Genomic DNA, 18,249 nt, shown 5'->3' with positions numbered 1-18,249 from the left:
GAAGATGGAAAACCAAACGACAGATAATAAATTCGAGCTACTGAAGGGCGATAAAGTTCTTTGGATGGTTATCATTTTGATATCCTTTCTGTCGATATTTCCTGTATATTCGGCAAGTTCCAACTTGGAGTATATTGCTAACAACGGTACCACGACGAGCCATATTTTGAAACACATGATTTTCTTAGTCATAGGTCTCGGAATTATGCGAGGTATTGGCGCTATCAAATATGAGTATATTGGAAAGCTAAGTTCCATATTGCTAGGTGTAACAGTTATTTTGTTATGCATTACGATGTTTACGGGGCAGACGATTGACGGTGCTAGTGCTTCGCGTTGGTTAAAAATCCCTGGAACTCCGATTTCGTTCCAGCCGTCGTCTTTTGCTTATTTAATGTTAATCATCTACTTGTGCCGTTATTTAACAAAGAAAATATCAAGAGAAAGGCTGCCTATAGAAAATGTAATTTATATTTTCGGACCTATTTTGTTGGTGTTTCTCTTGGTTGCAAAAGACAATGGCTCTACAGGTTTGATGATTTTGATGGTGTCCATTGGTGTATTAGTTTTTGGACAATTACATTGGAAATACATTGCAGGATTTATTTCAACTTCGGTCATTTTAGTTGTAATGTTCCTATTGGTTGCGCTTAATACAAGTATGATTAATAACAACCGTGTACATACTTGGATGAGTCGCGTAGAAACATTTACCAATGCTAAAAAAGATGCCGACGTTGAAGACGAAGCGGTAAAAGCTAAAAACTACCAAGTCATGCAGGCTAAAGCGGCCATTGTACATGGAGGTTTTTATGGTATCGGCCCAGGAAAAAGTGCGCTGAAGCAGACACTTCCACAGTCGGTATCGGATTTTATTTTTGCCATTATAGTAGAAGAATATGGCTGGCTCGGCGCTTTGGTGCTCATCAGCCTGTACATGATTATGATAATTAGGATTGTGATGATTGCTAGTAAAATGCCAGCATTCTTTGGGTCCTTACTCGTCCTCGCAATTGGGCTTATGATTTTTGTGCAATTAGCTGTTAATATTGCCGTTGCAGTTAATCTAATTCCGGTTACAGGACAGCCTTTGCCACTCATCAGTTACGGAGGTACGTCGATGTTGGTAACATACATTCAGTTAGGAATTATTCTTAGCATCAGCTCAAGAATTCAGGTATATGATGAGGAAGGATTAGGAAAAAAACAAACAATAGAAGAAATTAATGACATCGCCTAGAGTATTATTAAGCGGCGGGGGCACTGGAGGACACATCTTCCCAGCAATTGCCATAGCACAGGAAATCCAAAAACGATATCCTGATGCTCAGTTTTTGTTCATAGGAGCAGAAAACAAAATGGAGATGGAGAAAGTGCCTCAGGCAGGTTTTGATATTATAGGATTAAACATCGCTGGAATAGACAGAGGTAATTTGTTAGCCAATTTAAAATTACCGTTCAAGTTAATATCAAGTCTTAACAAAGCGAAAAAAATTATTAGAGATTTTAAACCTGATCTTGCAATTGGTACCGGCGGTTTTGCAAGTGGTCCTGCCTTGTGGGCGGCGGCTAGACAAGGCGTTCCGACTTTTATACAGGAGCAAAATGCCTATCCTGGTGTGACCAATAAGTTACTGAGCAAAAAGGCAAAAGCGGTTTTTACAGCTTATCCAAACATGGAAAAAGATTTTCCGAAAACGAAAGTTATTTTTTCTGGAAACCCCATCAGGCAAACGATAGTTTCAAATTTAATAGATTCTAAAATTGCAAAAGAACAAATGGGTCTCAACCCAGATCAACTTTGTATTTTATCGGTTGGAGGATCTTTAGGATCAAGAACTTTAAATAATGGCTGGAAAGATAATCTTGAAAATTTTGCAAAAGAAAATTTGCAGCTTATCTGGCAAACAGGAAAATTGGATTTTGAAACTTTAAATAAAGATTCTCAAATCTCAGATTTAAAAAATCAAATTCAGTTGAAAGAATTTGTTTACGATATGCCATTGGCGTATTCGGCAGCGGATGTTATTGTGTCGAGAGCGGGCGCTATTGCGATTTCAGAATTGTCGGTAGCCGGGAAACCCGTATTATTGGTGCCTTTCCCATTTGCGGCAGAAGATCATCAAACCAAAAACGCCCTTAATTTGGTGCAACAAAATGCAGCCAAAATGGTGAAAGACTCCGAAATGAAAAATCTGTTTTGGTCAACACTGATGGCTGTTTGCAAAGACGAGCAACTAAGAACAGACATGTCAAACAATATCAAAAGTTTTGCAAAACCAAATGCAACAGTCGAGATTGTAGACGAAATTTTAAAAACGATAAATAAATAGTCTTCGGACAAAATATAAAATGAATTATCTAAATACATTCAAACATTTTTATTTCATCGGTATCGGAGGTATTGGGATGAGCGCTTTGGCGAGATATTTCCATGCTTCTGGCAGAGAGGTTTTGGGTTACGATAAAACCAATACCAAATTGACGACACAACTAATGACAGAAGGTATTGACATTAGTTTTGAAGATAACATCGATGACAGAATTAAACAATTGTCTAGTCAAGATACATTGGTGATTTACACGCCCGCAATTAAAACTTTGGGAATTTTAGATTATTTCAAAGAAAACGGATTCACGATTCATAAACGTGCAAAAGTTTTAGGTCTGGTAACCGAAGATACTCAATGTATCGCCGTTGCAGGGACACATGGTAAGACCACGACATCAACTCTAATTTCGCATTTGTGTAAAGAAGCCGATTTGCCCTTTTCTGCTTTTCTAGGTGGAATTTCAGAAAACTTTAAATCCAATTTTCTGTATAACGGTAATGAATTGTCTGTTGTAGAAGCGGATGAATATGATAGAAGCTTCCTCAACCTTTCCCCAGATTGGGCGGTGGTAACGTCCATGGATGCTGACCATTTGGATATTTACGGAGATCGTAATCATATCGAAGAAGGCTTCCGCGAGTTTGCCGCTTTGGTGCCAGAAGACCAACAGATTTTTGCGAGAAAAGGATTGGATATTGGTCGTCCGCATGTAACCTATGCAGTCAATGAAGAGGCCGATTACTATTCGGATAATTTGCGAATGGATCAAGACAAAATTTATTTTGATTTCCATACGCCGACAGAAACGATTGCAGATTTTGTTTGGGAAATTCCAGGTATTCACAATGTTGAAAACGCGACAGTGTCGCTAGCGATTTTGAGCAAAATGGGCGTTTCTTTCGATGTTTTGAAAAACGCAATAGCCGATTTTAAAGGCATCAAAAGACGTTATACCAAACATATTTTTGACAACGGAAAAATCTATATCGACGACTACGCGCACCATCCAACGGAGCTGAATGCCGTAATTGGTTCTATTAAAACCTTTTACCCCAACAAAAAATTATTGATTGCTTTCCAACCGCATTTGTTCAGCAGAACAAGAGATTTTGCTGATGATTTTGCGAAAAGTTTGGCGAATGGTGACGATCTTTTGCTGTTAGAGATTTATCCAGCACGCGAACTTCAGGAGAATTATCCCGGTGTGACGTCTTCTTGGTTGGCAGAAAAAGTAGATACATATAACAAAGAAGTGGTGAGCCTTGCTGAAAGTTTTGACAAAATTAAAGAAAGAGATTTCGATATTTTATTGACCGTGGGTGCTGGAAATATCGACACTTTGTACGATCCAATTATGGAATGGATTAATAATGTAAAAGTGTAATTTTTTACATGCATTAAGCTAAATAGAATGAAGAATAAATACAGAATATTAAAAATTTTAGTAACCGTAGGAATACTGGTTTTTCTGCTGAGTTTCTCTTTGAAACGTTTCAGTGAAAAATCTGTGTCTGAGTCTAAAATTAAGCTGAATAACGAGGCGACTTCTGTATATTTTATTTCAGAAAATGAAGTTTCGGATTTAATCAAAAAATACAATCCAGAAAATAAAATAGGAACATTGGACATCCCAAAACTTGAGGAAAAACTTAACAAAAACGATTTTGTAGATAGCGCCAATGTTTATTTGGATCTTAATGGTACTTTGAATGTTGATGTTAAACAAAGGGTTCCTGTGTTTAGATTGCAGAAAGAAGGACGAGATTTTTACGTAGATGCTAAAGGTGTAGAGTTTCCTATTTCAAGAAATTATTCCTATCCGTGTTTGTTGGTTTCAGGGAACGTGAAAAATGAAGAATACGCCGCGTTGAGCAATCTTGTAGAAAAGATCAACAAAGATGATTTTAGTAAAAAATATTTTATAGGAATTTCAAAATACGATGGCGATTACAGTCTTTTGACCAGCGAAGGTCATTATAAAGTTGAGATTGGCGATCTTAACAATATCGATTTTAAAGTAAAGGGCTTCAAAACTTTTGTTGAAAAATATTTGGTGTATCAGAACCCAGAAAAATACAAAAGAATTTCTGTGAAATACAATAATCAGATTGTAGCAACACTCAATCCTTATTTTAAAGAAAATGATAGTGTTCTTAAAGCACAAGAAAAAGCTTTGGAAAAACCTTTGGCAAGATTAGAAAAAAAAGAAGAAGTCGCGAAGCCTGAAGCCAAACCAAAGGCAACAGTTGCAAAGCCAAAAAAAGAACCTAAAAAAGAAGAAAAACAAAAAACACAACAAAAAGCTTCTCCTAAAAAAGAAGAACCTAAGAAAAAAGCAAAAGTAATAGTAGAATAAAAAAATCAAATCGAGCATAAAAAATGGAAAATCACGAGTATTCAGTAGGTCTGGACATTGGGACAACTAAGATTGTCGCCATTGTTGGCAGACGCAACGACCGAGGAAAGATTGAGATCCTCGGCGTAGGAAAAGCAAAAAGTCTCGGCGTTCACAAAGGGATTGTTAACAACATTGCACAGACGATAGGCTCTATCAAAGCCGCGATACAAAAGGCGGAGACCAGCTCTGGTGTTTCTATTAGGAAAGTTACAGTTGGCATTGCTGGAAAACATATCCGTTCTTTACAACATTCGGATTATATCATGCGAGAACATCCGGATAAGTACATTACAGACGATGATATCGAAGCACTTAAGGATCAAGTTCGTAAGTTGGTTATGCTTCCAGGTGAAGAAATCATTCATGTTCTTCCACAAGAATACAAAGTCGATTCTGAAGGAGAAATCCAAGAGCCAATCGGTATGCATGGCAAACGTTTAGAAGCTAACTTCCATGTGGTAGTCGGCCAGATGGGCTCTATTCGTAATATTGTAAGATGTGTTCGCGAAGCTGGTCTAGAGATGGAGGCATTAACTTTAGAACCTTTGGCATCTTCGGAAGCTGTTCTTACCAAAGAAGAAAAAGAAGCGGGTGTTGCGATTGTTGACATCGGTGGTGGTACTACAGACATCGCGATTTTTAAAGATAATATTATCCGCCACACTTGTGTTATCCCTTACGGAGGTGGTATTATTACAGACGATATCAAAGAAGGATGTTCTATCATCGAAAAACATGCAGAGCAATTAAAGGTTAAATTCGGTTCTGCCGTTCCAGAATTAGAAAAAGATAGCACCTATGTAACCATTCCTGGTTTGCATGGGCGTCCAGATAAAGAAATTTCACTGAAAGTTTTGGCGCAGATTGTTAATGCTCGCGTTGAAGAAATTTTAGAAATGGTTAATACCGAACTAAAAGCTTACGGTGCATTCGAACAGAAAAAGAAATTGATTGCCGGTATTGTCTTAACAGGTGGCGGGTCCAACCTAAAACACCTGAGACAATTAGCAAATTATATCACAGGTTTTGATTCCAGAATTGGTTTTTCTAACGAGTATGTTAGCAATGATAAAAATCAACAACTAAAAGGTCCAGAATATGCAACCTCAATAGGATTGTTGATGGAAAGTCTTAAAATTCGTGATAAAAAATCATCGAATGAAGAGGTGGAAGAAGTGGTTGCAACAGTCAAGGTTGACGAGACAACAGTCGAAGTACCAATCCAAAATATGGAACTGCCAGCTGTAGAAAAAATCGAAAAACCTAAGCAAAAATCTAACGAAGGAAAACAAACTTTCGGGCAATCGATTTTAGAAAAAGTTAAAAAATTCTTTGAAGAAGTAGAATAAATTAGGAGCTTAATTTTATTTTTAAATAATCAAGCGGAACATTATAAAAATTATAACAATGGAAAATATAAATAACAACCAAGGATTTTCATTTGACCTGCCAAAAGGCAACTCCTCGATCATCAAAGTTATTGGTGTTGGAGGCGGAGGTAACAACGCTCTGAAGCACATGTACGAGAAAGGTATTTTGGGCGTAGACTTCGTTATTTGCAATACAGATTCGCAAACTCTCGATAATAACCCAGTGGCTAACAAAGTACAGTTAGGGACTTCTACAACCGAAGGATTGGGTGCTGGAGCGGATCCAGAAGTTGGCGAAAAAGCAGCTATCGAAAGTATCGACGACATCAAAGCTGCAATGGGACAAAATACCAAAATGGTCTTTATTACAGCGGGTATGGGTGGCGGTACTGGTACAGGTGCGGCGCCAGTTATTGCAAAAGTTGCAAAAGAAATGGGAATTCTTACCGTAGGTATTGTGACGGTGCCTTTTAGTTTTGAAGGTAGAAGAAGACTTGATCAGGCAGAACAAGGTTTAGAAAAACTTAGAAATAACGTTGACTCGTTGATTGTTATTAATAATGATAAATTAAGACAACAGTTCGGGAACTTAGGATTCAAAACAGGATTTTTAAAAGCCGATGAAGTTTTGACCAACGCTGCAAAAGGTATGGCAGAAGTTATTACAGGTTATTTCGATATCAATATCGACTTCCGTGATGCGAAATCTGTCCTTCAGAATTCAGGAACTGCATTGATGTCAACAGGCGCGGCACAAGGCGAAAATAGAGCAGAAGAAGCGGTTAAAAAAGCTTTGGATTCTCCGTTATTAAATGACAACAAAATCACTGGGGCCAAAGACGTTTTACTATTGATTCGTTCTGGAAACGAAGAAGCAACAATGGACGAAATCGGACTTATCAACGATTATATCCAGAGAGAAGCCGGCAACACAGCAGAGATTATCTTCGGGGTTGGGTCGGATGAAGAATTGGGCGAGAGCATCAGCGTATTGGTTATCGCAACAGGTTTTTCTAATGAAAACATCAAACACTCTGGCACAACAGAAACCATCAAATATAACCTTCTTGAAGATCGAGAATCTTCTTTGCCAAAACGCACAGATTCGCCTTTCAAAACAAGAGCTGAAAAAGATGCAGAAGATGGCGTTAGCACAGGACGCAACGTATTCCGCCTAGAAGATGATGAGGATTTTTCAACTCCCAATTTTCCAACTAATACTTTCGCCGGAACTGCTGTAGAAGAAGTTCCTCAGGAAGTTAAGTTTTTCGAAAAAGAAGAATCCGAAAGCTTCAACCAAAATTGGGAGCAATCAGAAGCACCTCAGGATTTTAACCTTTTCAACTATGACGAGGAGGAAGAGTTTAGTCCTATCGAGGATTTAGAAGCGGAAGCTTTTACTTTTGAGATCGAAAATAAAATTAATAATCAACACAGTATCCAAGTTAATAGCGAAGAAAAACCAGTTGAAATTAATTTTGTAATTAATGAGCCGATTCAGAATGAAGAGATGTTTGTACATCAAGAAGAAGAAGCGGAGCCAATCATTAATAAAGTTGAAAAAGTTGAAGTTGTACAAGAGATAGTAGCAATTGAGGAAGAGCTCAAAATAGAAGTTCCTCAACCAGAAATGCTCTACAATTTTGAAGAACCAAAAGCTGCCGAAAAACCAGTTGTGGAAGAGCAGGAAGATGAATTCACTTTCATCAACAAAACAGCAGAATCGAATAAAATTTTGGAGAGAAGAAACAAACTGAAAGAGTTTAATTCTCGTTACCAAAAATTTGACTATGCTGAAGAGTTTGAGAGCATTCCGGCATTCAAAAGAAAAAATATTGATATCGATGGCAACAATGCCTCCGATAACAGTATCAACAATTTTTTGAGCGATAACAATGGGAGAGTACAGCTTCGTGAAAACAAATTTTTGAATAAAGACGTTGACTAATTTCATAACAATGAGTTTAGAACAAAAAATAACAGACGCGATGAAAACTGCGATGAAAGAGAAAGACAGAGTTGCTCTGGATTCTTTACGCGCAGTGAAAGCACAGATTCTTTTGCTAAAAACAGAGCACAAAGGTGCAGATGTTTCCCAAGAACAAGAAATTGCAATTTTGCAAAGAATGATCAAACAAAGAAAAGATTCTTATGATCAATTTTCAGCGCAAAATCGTATGGACCTAGCAGAAGTAGAAGCACAACAATCCAAAGTGATTGAGAAGTTTTTACCAGAACAGCTTTCCGAAGAAGAATTGGAAACTGAAATCAAGCGTATTATCGCTACAACAGGTGCCGAAGGTGCCAAAGACTTAGGAAAAGTAATGGGTGTTGCATCCAAAGAGCTAGCCGGAAAGTCAGATGGGAAAAGCATCTCGACTATGGCTAAAAAATTACTTTCCTAAAAAGCCTTGTTGGTTTATTGGTAATTAACAGAATTATCAACCAACAATTAAAATAAGGATATCCAAATTTTGCATATCGATTTGATTAATGGAACCCAATTCTAAATCTTAGAATTGGGTTTTTTACGCCATTTTGTCGCAATAGATTTTTGGCATTATTTTGATAACCTAAGTCAATATTAAAATTCGATATTAATCAATATCTTTGTTAAACTAAAATATAAATATTATGTATCCAGCAGATTTAGTAATGCCAATGAAGGCAGAGCTTACCGATAAAGGTTTTGAAGATTTAACAACACCAGAACAAGTTGACCAAGCGCTTAAGCAGTCGGGGACAACATTATTAATGATTAATTCTGTTTGTGGTTGTGCAGCAGGAGCAGCAAGACCAGGAGCAGTTTATTCTTTAACAGGTGACAAAAAGCCCGATCATTTGGTAACTGCTTTTGCAGGTTTCGATACAGAAGCTGTTGCAGAAGCTAGAAAATTGTTAGCACCATTTCCACCATCGTCACCATGCATCGCATTGTTTAAAGACGGAGAACTGGTACACATGTTAGAGCGTCACCATATCGAAGGTAATCCAGCAGGAGCAATTGCTGCTAACTTGCAAGCTGCTTATAACGAATATTGTTAAGAATAAAAGCTATAGTAACATAAAAAAGCTTCCAAATTTTGGAAGCTTTTATTGTGAATAAATTTAGATATTCATTAATTCTTTGGCTTGGGAAATAGCTGCTTGCGTTACAGTACTTCCAGAAAGTAGTTGTGCAATTTCATGCAGACGTTCGTCATCGCTAAGTGGTATGATGTTAGAACGCGTCAATCCGTCAACATCCATTTTGGTGACTTTATAATGGTGGTCGGCTTTTGCTGCTACTTGTGCAAGGTGTGTTATGACAATTAGTTGCATATTTTTACCCATATCGTACATTACTTTTCCAATTTCTTCCGCAATACGTCCAGAAACACCCGTATCAATTTCATCAAGAATTAAAGTTGGTAAATTGCTATGTTCTGCCAGGACTTTCTTAATGGCTAACATCACGCGAGAACGTTCTCCACCAGAAATGGCCGTATGGATAGGCTTCATAGGAAAACCAGAGTTGGCTTGGAAAAGGATTTGGATATGTTCCTTTCCGAAAACATTATATTGGGAAGATTCAGTTAATTCGATGCCGATTTTCGCCTTTTCCAGACCTAATTGTTTTAATAAAGTTTCGATTTGTCCAACCAAATTCGGGGTGCCTTTTTCCCGCAGTTTCGAAAGTTCTTTAGCTTCTTTTTCTAAAGTTTTTTCGAGTTTTAAAATCTTGGATTCTATTTCTGCGATTTCTTCCTCCAAATGCTGAAAACCCGATTGCTCTTTTTCCAATTGGTTTCGGACTCCTACCAAAGCTTCGACCTCTGTAACCTGATGTTTTAGAAATAAAGCGTTTATCAGATTGGTTTGTTGTAGCATTTCTGACAAAGCTGCAGGATCTATTTCAACTTTTTCAAGCTCTGATTCTAAGTCTTGAAGAATATCTTTAATTTCAAAATAAGATTCGTCAAAACGTTTTTGTAGTTCTTCAAACTTTGGTGAAACATCGCTTATTTTTTGAAGTTTTTGTTTCGCTTCCAAAAAATGTGAAAGTACACCAAGTTCTTCCTGATAGAACTTCTGGATGATTTGACCTAAATTTTCCGATATAAATTCTGCATTTTCTTGCAGGCTTAATTCATCTTGAAGTTGTTTAAAATCAATTTGATCCAACTGCAATTCATTCAGCTCATTGAGTAAGAAATTTTTATAATCTGCCTCTTTGTGTGCCTCAGCAAATTGCTGTTTCAGCGTTTGAAGTTGACGTTTTAATGCTTGATATTGACTGAAATTTGATTGATAAATTTCTAGCTCTTTTTGATTCTTTGATACCGAATCTAATATTTGAAACTGATAATCTTCGGTAAATAATTGCGACGTTTCGAACTGAGAATGGATGTCAATAAGTTTCGAAGATAAGTCTTTCAAAATATCCAACGTTACAGGAACGTCGTTGACAAAAGCGCGTGATTTTCCACTTGCCAAAATCTCACGACGAATAATGGTGTCAACATCGAAGTCCAAATCTTGTTCATCAAAAAAGCTTTTAAAATCTTCCTTAATGCTGAAATGTGCTTCTACAAGACATTTTTTGTCGGTGTTGCTAATGGATTTTAGATCGGCGCGTTCGCCCATAATAAGGCGCAAAGCACCCAGTATAATAGATTTTCCCGCACCAGTTTCTCCTGTTATGACTTCCATTGCTTTGTGAAGCTGGATGTCAAGATGGTCAATCAGCGCAAAATTCTGAATTATAATTCTTGAAAGCATAAAATAATTTTCGTCTGTAAACGCTTATTTCCACTTATTCCATTTTGTGTCAATTTCATTTGGTGCGAACATCGACATCAATTGTTTTAGATCATTCATATTGACAGAGCCGTTGTTGTTGCTGTCAAAAATGCTGAATATTTCGTTTTTCTTGGTATCGATAAAAAGGTTGAAAGCAGGATTCATTTGGAAGTTGTTTTCATAAACTTTCAACGTCAGCAACGCATCAGCAATATTCTTCTTAGCGGGCGTTTGGTCGGTTTTAGCCAAATTATCAAGACCAATTCTGTGATAGGTATAGAATGCATTTCTCAAAGTAGAGTTGTTCTCGTTTTGGATGGCATCAATCAATGCGCCACGAGATCTAAGACCTTCAACTTGCGACCAACCTGCATAGTTGTTATTCATCGAGTTTTGGGAGATTTTCAAAGCTTTATCAAACCATGGCTGACCGCCTTTTACTTTAAAACTATCACTATCATAACCCAAAATTACATACACATAAAAACTTACTACGTCAATTAAATTTTTCCCAGAAAACTGTCTTTCATTGAACACCAGGTTTTCGTTTTCGTTATATTCAAACCCGAAATTGGTATCATTAAAGTTAATAAGCGGTGAGTCGTATTGTGAGTTAAAAATAGGGCGTGTCGCTTGTACAACGATACTTCCTTTAAAAGTACTTCCTGCTCTTTCCGAAATTACAATTGCAAAATTTGATTTTATTTTTTCAAAATTTTGAAGTCTTTTTCCAGTCCAAGAGGTATTGTTGATGAAATCTTTTAAAGATTTTTCTAATGTTTTATAGGTCTGTACGTTACTTCCTCCTATTTGTTGATAGTTGATTTGCACGTTGGCTAATAACTCCTGAGATTGTCCGTAACTTGAAAATATTAATAAAATAAATATGCTGAATAACTTTTTCATTCTGATAATTAAACTTTGAAACGCAAAAATACACTTTTAGATTGAATAAAAAACGCTGAAAACAAGGCTTTCTTATGTAAAAAGCTTAAAGTTTTAATTTTTCTTCCACCAAGTTGAGAATATCGACCGCAACATCTTCTTTAGATTTGAGATCGAATACCTTTTTTTCATCTTTTGTAAAAATTTTGACTTTGTTGGTGTCGTTTTGGAAACCTGCACCTTCATCTCTTAATGAGTTAAGGACAATCATATCCAGATTTTTTTTCTCCAGTTTTGCTAAAGCATTTTCCTCTTCATTCTGAGTTTCTAAAGCAAAACCAACCAAAAACTGATGGTGTTTTTCTTTTCCCATTTGCAAAAGAATATCTTTATTTTTGACCAATTCAATACTAAATTCCGAGTCGCTTTTTTTGATTTTTTCTTTAGCAATAGTTTTTGGCGCATAGTCTGCAACGGCAGCGCTGGCAATGGCAATATCGACTTTTTCGTAATATTTGAAAACTTCGTCGTACATCTGTTGAGCCGACGTTACACGATGCAGTTCTATATTGTCGTGTTGTGGTTTTAGTTGGGATGGTCCCGAAACTAAAATCACTTTTGCACCACGGGAAGCCACTTCTTCGGCCAGGGCATAACCCATTTTCCCTGATGAGTGGTTTCCGATGAAACGGACTGGATCAATGTTTTCGTAAGTTGGACCAGCGGTGATAAGGACAATCTTTCCTTTTAATTTTTGATCTTCAGATTCTTTTTCAATAATAGATTGAATATGTTTTAAAATTGTATCGTTTTCTGCCAAACGGCCTTGTCCAACTAGACCGCTCGCCAATTCACCAAATTCAGCAGGAATAATTGTATGATTAAAACTTTCTAATGTTGCCATATTTTTAAGCGTAGAAGGATGTTGATACATATCCAAATCCATAGCAGGTGCTATCATTACAGGGCATTTTGCGGACATATAAATCGCCATGAGAAGATTGTCGCAAAGGCCAGTTGTCATCTTCGCCATTGTGTTGGCTGTACAAGGCGCAATTAAAAGAAGATCTGCCCAAAGTGCTAAATCAACATGATTATTCCATGTTTTATCTTGGTTGTAAAAATCGACCAATGCTGGCTTTTGGGAAAGTGTGGAAAGTGTCAAAGGGCTTACAAAATCTGTTGCGGCTTGGCTTAAAACAACTTGTACCTCTGCTCCTTTTTTTAGGAGTTCTCTTACAAGATAATTCATTTTGTAGGCTGCGATGCCACCAGTAATTCCGAGTAAAATTTTCTTTCCAGAAAGAGTCATAACCGTGATTTTTAACTTAACAAAAATATCAAAAAATAAAATAGCAAAACCACAGAATATTCTGTGGTTTTTGTTTATCTAAAGATGTATTCTTTTAGTTTTTCTCTCCAGTTTCTCTGAAGTAGATTTCATCATCTAGCCATTCTTGAATAGCGATAGATGTAGGTTTCGGAAGTTTTTCGTAATGTTTAGAGATTTCGATTTGTTCTCTATTTTCAAAAACTTCTTCCAAAGTAGAGTTGTGCACTGCAAATTCATCCAATTTATTGTGAAGCTCCGTGCGGATTTCAGCATTTATTTGCTCCGCTCTTTTGCCCATAATAACGATGGCTTCGTAGATGCTGCCTACTTTGTTTTCGATTTTGTTTCTGTCGTAGGTAATGGTATTAACCTGCGCATTAGTATCTTTTACACTCATTGTGCGAAATTATTTAGATTTGCAAATATACGAATTATCTTCTTATTCTGAAAGTCGAGTTAGGATCACTAACTGTAGCGCTGTCTTTTCTCGCTTTTTCGATGCTTCTTTGGGTAGCATCTTGTTCTTTTTCTTCTTTTTTCAGTTGGTCTTTAGCTGCATTTTTTTCTTCTTCAGCTTTTTGTTTGGCCGCGAATTCTGCTTGTCTTTTTTCAGCATCTGCAACCAATTTTTCGAATTTTACTTTTTCTTCCTCCAATTTTGGTCTAAAAGCTAAAGCTGTTTTAGCATAATCGGTATTGGGAAGTTCTTTTTCAATTGTTTTGGTATAGGCAATTGCATTGTCTAAACGATCTTTCTTTTTTTCTGGCATTGAAAACAAGGCCAGTTCATATTTAGACTTCATTTTAAAATCTAAAATTTTTGCTCTAAGTTTTGTTGCTGGAAAATCTTCCAAAACATTGTCAAATGCAACGTCTGCAGCAAGATATTCTCCCATTTTGAAATACTGACGTGCATTTTCATAAGCTTTGAACTCTAACTTATAGCCTAATTCGTCCAACATGGTTTGGATGTTTTTAGAACGTTCAGAATCTGGATAATTATTCAAGAATTCCTGAAGTTCATTAATTGCTGATTGCGTATTGGTTTGGTCCAAGTTGTAGTCGTACGAGCCCTGATAGTAGCATATTGCGGACATGTAAGCGGCTTCTTCACGACGTGGGTCTTGTGGGAAAGATACGGCAAAGTTTTTGAACTGATGTCCAGCCAATTTGTAATTTTTGTCGTAATAATTAGCAAATGCGGTGTTGAATCCTACATTCGGGAATTCGTCTGTACCAGCGACAAGGTTAGAAACCCTCTCGTATAAAGCAATAGCATCGCTCCATTTTTTCTTTGCAAATTTTTCATTTGCAGTTTTCAAGATGTAATCTTTGTCGGCACTTTTTAGCGCACGATCCATTTCGCGATTACATGATAATATAAGGCTCGATGCTAGCGCAACAATAATTAATTTCTTCATAAGGATGATGTAATGTTGACAAGTTCAACGTTACGATTTGCAAAAATAAAACTTTTTTGATAACAGGATTTATTATTATGATAATATTAACGTTTGACGCTCAGAAATTATCTTTATTTACAGAATTTTTTAGATTAAAAATAATTATGCATACAACTCATAGCCTAGAAGTGCAAAAGTTGTTTGCAAAAGATTGGATTTTACTTTTTTTTCTGCTTCAATTAAATAGTTTTTTTCTGTGGTGCTAGGTAAATATAACTCATAAAAATTTTTATTACGAATCACAAAAAGTGTGGAGCCGATAATGTTTGTAAGAATGTCCTCGGATTTTGGTGCATTATGGAAAACTCCTGTCACAATGCCTTTTTTTATAATGTCTTCAAATCGAGTGACACAAATGTTATAAAAGTCTAATAAGTCGTCTTTTATTAAATCGTTGACACGAATCTCTTGTGTTACGAAACCGTGGAAATAATTGTATTTGAAAAATAATCCGACAATATAATTAATAATCTCCTTCATTTGCATTTCCGCTTTGCCATCTTTGATGGTTTCGGCAAATTCTGAGAAATTTTCTTTGGATCGTTGCACGCGGTATTGATATAAGAAAGACATCATTTTTTCTTTGGACCCAAAGTAATACGAAATCATCGCCACATTGATGTTTGCCTTGCTGCATATGTCACGCACAGAAGTGGCGTCGAAACCTTTTATCGCGATAAGTTCTTCTGCGACATCCAAGATTTTTTTCTGCTTATCCGTGAATTTCTTCTTAACCATATTGATTGTAAAAATAAGTTATTTTTTTTGATTGGAACAAGTTCGGTTTCAATTCATTAAATTATCTTTGAATTATGGATTTTTTTGATTTTCATCACCACCATTCGGGGCGCTTCGGGATTTATAATTTGGATTTGTTTTCTAATGACGATTCCAAATGTTTTTCCGTAGGACTTCATCCCAAAGACATTGACAAAGATTATCCCAAATTGTTGGACTGGATAAAAGAAAAAGCAAAAGATAAAAATTGTCTTGCGATTGGCGAATGTGGGCTAGATGCTTTGGTAAAGATTGATGAGGAGTTGCAACAAAAGGTTTTTAAAACTCAGATACAGATTGCAAATGATATTAAAAAACCCGTCATTATCCATTGTGTTCGAAAACATGCCGAATTGTTGCGGTTTTCAAAATATGCAGAAGTACCAATGATTGTCCATGGGTTTAATAAAAAAGAAAATATCGCTAAATCATTATTAACTCATGGTTTTTATCTAAGTTTTGGAAAATCTTTGTTGGAAAACCTATCTTTGCAATCTGTTTTTAGAGATTGTCCCGCGGATCGTTTTTTTCTTGAAACGGATATTTCGGATATCGATATTTCTGAAATTTTTCATCAAGCCGCTTTGCTGAAAAATATTGAGATTTCAGAATTACAAAATCTAATACAGAAGAATTTAAATTTTATTTTTAAAAATGAGTGAAATTTGGCTAGAACGGACAGAACTTTTATTGAAAGAGGAAGGTCTCCATCTTCTGAATAATGCAAAAATATTGATTGTAGGATTAGGAGGCGTAGGGTCTTTTGCAGCGGAGTTTTTAGCCAGAGCGGGTGTTGGACATTTGCATATTGCAGACGGCGATACTGTTGATATTACAAATGTTAACCGGCAATTGCCAGCTCTGCATTCGACAGTAGGTAAGCACAAGATAGATGTTGTAGGCGACCGACTTATGGATATTAACCCAAAACTGGATTTAGTTCGTATCAACGAGTTTCTTAGTCCAGAACGAATGGAAGAGCTTGTTGTTTCGGAGAAATTTGATTATGTATTGGATTGCATCGACTCGCTGACACCTAAATTGAGTTTAATAAAAACCTGTCGCCGAAATAAAATTAAATTAGTCTCTGCGATGGGTGCTGGAGGTAAGGTGGATCCCAGCAAAGTCATGGTGCGCGATATCAGCAAAACCAATAATTGTCTTCTCGCCAAGCAAGTTAGAAAACGCTTAAAAAAAGAAGGTGTTACCAAAGGTTTTCGATGTGTTTTCTCGACAGAAATTCAGGATGAAAACAGCCTGAAACTAACAGACGGAAGCAATTTTAAAAAATCTTTTTATGGCACCATAAGTTATATTCCAGCGTTGTTTGGACTCTATGCAGCCGCAGAAGTAATCAACAGTTTAACAGGACGAAAATAATATATGACAAACTTCCAATATCCAAAATCGGAGAAATTAAAATCGAAATCCGAAATCGATTCACTTTTTAAAAAAGGTAAATGGATATCTTCTGGAAGTGTAAGGTTAATTGTGTTAAAATCTAACGCCGATTTTTCTAACACTAAAGTTGGTGTTTCTGTTTCAAAAAAGTTTTTTAAAAGCGCAGTTGACCGCAATAGACTAAAAAGATTATTGCGAGAATATTACCGCCATAACAAAAGTCTGTTTGTAGAATTGTTCGGAGAGAAAGCTTCTATTATGTTGTTTTGGGTGTCAAGAAATATGCCAGATAAATACCAATCGCTTGAACAAGAGTTAAATACTTTACTCAATTCCAAAAAGTAATTTTGAAAAACTTTGCATAGTTTTTGTAGATCTAGAATCTAAAAAAATAAAACTATGTCCGACATTTTCCCTTATATCATCAGTGCTTTTGTGGGCGTTGGTTTGGCTGCAGCAACGGGGTTCCGGGTTTTTCTACCGATGTTTGCTGTAAGTTTAGCATCTTATTTTCATTGGATTCCCGCCAACGATAATTTTGAATGGTTGGCTTCTTTGCCTGCGCTTATCACGACTGGCGTAGCCACAATAGTTGAAATATTGGCTTATTACATTCCTTATATTGATAATGTTTTGGATAGTATTTCCATACCGTTGGCGACTGTTGCAGGTTCGGTATTGTTTGCTTCGCAGTTCATGGAAATTGGAGGTATTTCAGAATGGGCTTTGGCTTTGATAGCAGGTGGGGGAACGGCGGCCACGATAGCTTCTGGGTTTGCTGGCACGCGTGTCGCTTCGACCGCAACAACGGGTGGTGTAGGAAATCACCTAGTTGCAACGACAGAAACCGCAGGTGCTAGTATGATGTCGATATTTGCTTTGGCCTTACCTGTTTTAGCATTTATTTTCGCGATCGGTTTGGTTATTTTAGTCATCATTTATGGCCGGAAAATATGGAATAAATTTCGAAAGAAAGTGCCTAATCTTGAAGATGCTGATTATATATAAAAAAACTCCCTCGAATTTTTGAGGGAGTTTTTATTTTTTAGAATTGTCCCGTCCTGAAATAGCGATACAAAAAAAATAATCGTTATTATTGAAGAAAGAAACAATTATGTAAAACGCACCCAACGCGATTACAGCATGTCATTTAAGTTGAACGTTGTAAAAGAAATCGAGTCTGGAGAACTCTCTACCACTGGTGCTTGCCGAAAATATGGCATTCAAGCTCGAAGCACAGTTGTGAGTTGGCTCAGAAAATTTGGTACCTTTGACTGGGAGAACCAAATGCCTTCGAATATGCCAAAGTCACCAGAACAAAAGATTATGGAGCTTGAAGCCCAAGTAAAACTTTTGCAAAAGCAGAAGGCTTTCCTTGAGAAACAGGCTTATGTGAATGATAAAAAAGCCATTATTTTCGATATGATGATTAACCTTGCCGAAGAGGAATATCAAATTGATATACGAAAAAACTCACCACCCGAACTATCGAATTTTTCCGAAGGGA

Annotated in this window: 18 protein-coding genes and 1 pseudogene; 13 read left to right on the top strand and 6 right to left on the bottom strand. The window is 36.6% G+C overall.

Features of this window, described 5'->3' with window-relative positions:
- Nucleotides 1-4: 4 nt before the first annotated feature.
- The 8 genes from ACVFVN_RS13170 (at nt 5) to ACVFVN_RS13135 (ending at nt 9,146) form a co-directional block, all read left to right on the top strand.
- A complete protein-coding gene (locus ACVFVN_RS13170; protein WP_165134789.1) occupies nt 5-1,240 on the top strand; it encodes an FtsW/RodA/SpoVE family cell cycle protein in 1,236 nt (411 codons plus the stop codon).
- A complete protein-coding gene (gene murG, locus ACVFVN_RS13165; protein ID WP_456235622.1) occupies nt 1,227-2,333 on the top strand; it encodes an undecaprenyldiphospho-muramoylpentapeptide beta-N-acetylglucosaminyltransferase in 1,107 nt (368 codons plus the stop codon). Before ACVFVN_RS13170 ends, murG begins: the two co-directional genes overlap by 14 nt.
- 19 nt (nt 2,334-2,352) lie before the next feature.
- Nucleotides 2,353-3,717: a UDP-N-acetylmuramate--L-alanine ligase gene (murC, locus tag ACVFVN_RS13160; protein ID WP_456235621.1), complete on the top strand. Its 1,365-nt coding sequence runs from the start codon at nt 2,353-2,355 to the stop codon at nt 3,715-3,717.
- 27 nt (nt 3,718-3,744) lie between these two features.
- A complete protein-coding gene (locus ACVFVN_RS13155; protein ID WP_456235620.1) occupies nt 3,745-4,689 on the top strand; it encodes a cell division protein FtsQ/DivIB in 945 nt (314 codons plus the stop codon).
- 23 nt (nt 4,690-4,712) lie between these two features.
- Nucleotides 4,713-6,080 (top strand): cell division protein FtsA, encoded by a 1,368-nt coding sequence (gene ftsA, locus ACVFVN_RS13150; protein WP_456235619.1) that lies wholly within the window; start codon nt 4,713-4,715, stop codon nt 6,078-6,080.
- A 58-nt stretch (nt 6,081-6,138) separates the two neighbouring features.
- Nucleotides 6,139-8,049, top strand: a complete 1,911-nt coding sequence (ftsZ, locus tag ACVFVN_RS13145; protein WP_456235618.1) for a cell division protein FtsZ — start codon at nt 6,139-6,141, stop codon at nt 8,047-8,049.
- 10 nt (nt 8,050-8,059) lie between these two features.
- Nucleotides 8,060-8,506, top strand: a complete 447-nt coding sequence (locus ACVFVN_RS13140; RefSeq protein ID WP_456235617.1) for a GatB/YqeY domain-containing protein — start codon at nt 8,060-8,062, stop codon at nt 8,504-8,506.
- Between the two features lie 229 nt (nt 8,507-8,735).
- Nucleotides 8,736-9,146: a BrxA/BrxB family bacilliredoxin gene (locus ACVFVN_RS13135; protein ID WP_165134768.1), complete on the top strand. Its 411-nt coding sequence runs from the start codon at nt 8,736-8,738 to the stop codon at nt 9,144-9,146.
- 63 nt (nt 9,147-9,209) lie between these two features.
- On the opposite strand, the gene recN is transcribed toward ACVFVN_RS13135, so the two are convergent.
- The 6 genes from recN to ACVFVN_RS13105 form a co-directional block, all read right to left on the bottom strand.
- A complete protein-coding gene (recN, locus tag ACVFVN_RS13130) occupies nt 9,210-10,862 on the bottom strand; it encodes a DNA repair protein RecN (protein WP_456235616.1) in 1,653 nt (550 codons plus the stop codon).
- Nucleotides 10,863-10,886: 24 nt separating this feature from the next.
- The gene (gene porD / locus ACVFVN_RS13125) at nt 10,887-11,789 is read right to left on the bottom strand and encodes a type IX secretion system protein PorD (RefSeq protein WP_456235615.1); all 903 of its coding nucleotides are present in this window, start codon (nt 11,787-11,789) and stop codon (nt 10,887-10,889) included.
- An 85-nt stretch (nt 11,790-11,874) separates the two neighbouring features.
- Entirely contained in the window at nt 11,875-13,080 is a 1,206-nt protein-coding gene (gene coaBC, locus ACVFVN_RS13120; RefSeq protein WP_456235614.1) for a bifunctional phosphopantothenoylcysteine decarboxylase/phosphopantothenate--cysteine ligase CoaBC, read from the bottom strand.
- A 94-nt stretch (nt 13,081-13,174) separates the two neighbouring features.
- Nucleotides 13,175-13,498 carry a DNA-directed RNA polymerase subunit omega gene (locus ACVFVN_RS13115; protein WP_165134759.1) on the bottom strand — a complete coding sequence of 108 codons (324 nt, stop codon included), beginning with the start codon at nt 13,496-13,498 and terminating at the stop codon, nt 13,175-13,177.
- A gap of 34 nt (nt 13,499-13,532) precedes the next feature.
- Nucleotides 13,533-14,522 (bottom strand): outer membrane protein assembly factor BamD, encoded by a 990-nt coding sequence (locus ACVFVN_RS13110; protein WP_165134757.1) that lies wholly within the window; start codon nt 14,520-14,522, stop codon nt 13,533-13,535.
- A gap of 144 nt (nt 14,523-14,666) precedes the next feature.
- Nucleotides 14,667-15,302: a TetR/AcrR family transcriptional regulator gene (locus ACVFVN_RS13105; protein WP_165134755.1), complete on the bottom strand. Its 636-nt coding sequence runs from the start codon at nt 15,300-15,302 to the stop codon at nt 14,667-14,669.
- Between the two features lie 74 nt (nt 15,303-15,376).
- Between ACVFVN_RS13105 and ACVFVN_RS13100 the strand changes: the two genes are divergently transcribed.
- The 5 genes and pseudogenes from ACVFVN_RS13100 to ACVFVN_RS13080 form a co-directional block, all read left to right on the top strand.
- Entirely contained in the window at nt 15,377-16,003 is a 627-nt protein-coding gene (locus ACVFVN_RS13100) for a TatD family hydrolase (protein WP_456235613.1), read from the top strand.
- A complete protein-coding gene (locus ACVFVN_RS13095) occupies nt 15,996-16,721 on the top strand; it encodes a tRNA threonylcarbamoyladenosine dehydratase (protein WP_165134752.1) in 726 nt (241 codons plus the stop codon). The genes ACVFVN_RS13100 and ACVFVN_RS13095 overlap by 8 nt, the downstream gene beginning before the upstream one ends.
- A gap of 3 nt (nt 16,722-16,724) precedes the next feature.
- Nucleotides 16,725-17,087, top strand: coding sequence for a ribonuclease P protein component (gene rnpA / locus ACVFVN_RS13090; RefSeq protein ID WP_456235612.1), 363 nt, complete (start codon nt 16,725-16,727; stop codon nt 17,085-17,087).
- A gap of 54 nt (nt 17,088-17,141) precedes the next feature.
- A complete protein-coding gene (locus ACVFVN_RS13085) occupies nt 17,142-17,750 on the top strand; it encodes a DUF4126 domain-containing protein (RefSeq protein ID WP_456235611.1) in 609 nt (202 codons plus the stop codon).
- Nucleotides 17,751-17,885: 135 nt separating this feature from the next.
- A pseudogene (locus ACVFVN_RS13080) lies at nt 17,886-18,249 on the top strand (hypothetical protein); the annotation flags it as partial.

It is taken from the genome of Soonwooa purpurea (genome assembly GCF_053891095.1).
This window is presented reverse-complemented; position numbering and strand designations above follow the sequence as displayed.

Excerpts from the sequence above, each read along its gene's own strand:
- ACVFVN_RS13170 (WP_165134789.1), top strand. The coding sequence starts at position 5 with ATGGAAAACCAAACGACAGATAATAAATTCGAGCTACTGAAGGGCGAT.
- murG (WP_456235622.1), top strand. The coding sequence starts at position 1,227 with ATGACATCGCCTAGAGTATTATTAAGCGGCGGGGGCACTGGAGGACAC.
- murC (WP_456235621.1), top strand. The coding sequence starts at position 2,353 with ATGAATTATCTAAATACATTCAAACATTTTTATTTCATCGGTATCGGA.
- ACVFVN_RS13155 (WP_456235620.1), top strand. The coding sequence starts at position 3,745 with ATGAAGAATAAATACAGAATATTAAAAATTTTAGTAACCGTAGGAATA.
- ftsA (WP_456235619.1), top strand. The coding sequence starts at position 4,713 with ATGGAAAATCACGAGTATTCAGTAGGTCTGGACATTGGGACAACTAAG.
- ftsZ (WP_456235618.1), top strand. The coding sequence starts at position 6,139 with ATGGAAAATATAAATAACAACCAAGGATTTTCATTTGACCTGCCAAAA.
- ACVFVN_RS13140 (WP_456235617.1), top strand. The coding sequence starts at position 8,060 with ATGAGTTTAGAACAAAAAATAACAGACGCGATGAAAACTGCGATGAAA.
- ACVFVN_RS13135 (WP_165134768.1), top strand. The coding sequence starts at position 8,736 with ATGTATCCAGCAGATTTAGTAATGCCAATGAAGGCAGAGCTTACCGAT.
- recN (WP_456235616.1), bottom strand. The coding sequence starts at position 10,862 with ATGCTTTCAAGAATTATAATTCAGAATTTTGCGCTGATTGACCATCTT.
- porD (WP_456235615.1), bottom strand. The coding sequence starts at position 11,789 with ATGAAAAAGTTATTCAGCATATTTATTTTATTAATATTTTCAAGTTAC.
- coaBC (WP_456235614.1), bottom strand. The coding sequence starts at position 13,080 with ATGACTCTTTCTGGAAAGAAAATTTTACTCGGAATTACTGGTGGCATC.
- ACVFVN_RS13115 (WP_165134759.1), bottom strand. The coding sequence starts at position 13,498 with ATGAGTGTAAAAGATACTAATGCGCAGGTTAATACCATTACCTACGAC.
- ACVFVN_RS13110 (WP_165134757.1), bottom strand. The coding sequence starts at position 14,522 with ATGAAGAAATTAATTATTGTTGCGCTAGCATCGAGCCTTATATTATCA.
- ACVFVN_RS13105 (WP_165134755.1), bottom strand. The coding sequence starts at position 15,302 with ATGGTTAAGAAGAAATTCACGGATAAGCAGAAAAAAATCTTGGATGTC.
- ACVFVN_RS13100 (WP_456235613.1), top strand. The coding sequence starts at position 15,377 with ATGGATTTTTTTGATTTTCATCACCACCATTCGGGGCGCTTCGGGATT.
- ACVFVN_RS13095 (WP_165134752.1), top strand. The coding sequence starts at position 15,996 with ATGAGTGAAATTTGGCTAGAACGGACAGAACTTTTATTGAAAGAGGAA.
- rnpA (WP_456235612.1), top strand. The coding sequence starts at position 16,725 with ATGACAAACTTCCAATATCCAAAATCGGAGAAATTAAAATCGAAATCC.
- ACVFVN_RS13085 (WP_456235611.1), top strand. The coding sequence starts at position 17,142 with ATGTCCGACATTTTCCCTTATATCATCAGTGCTTTTGTGGGCGTTGGT.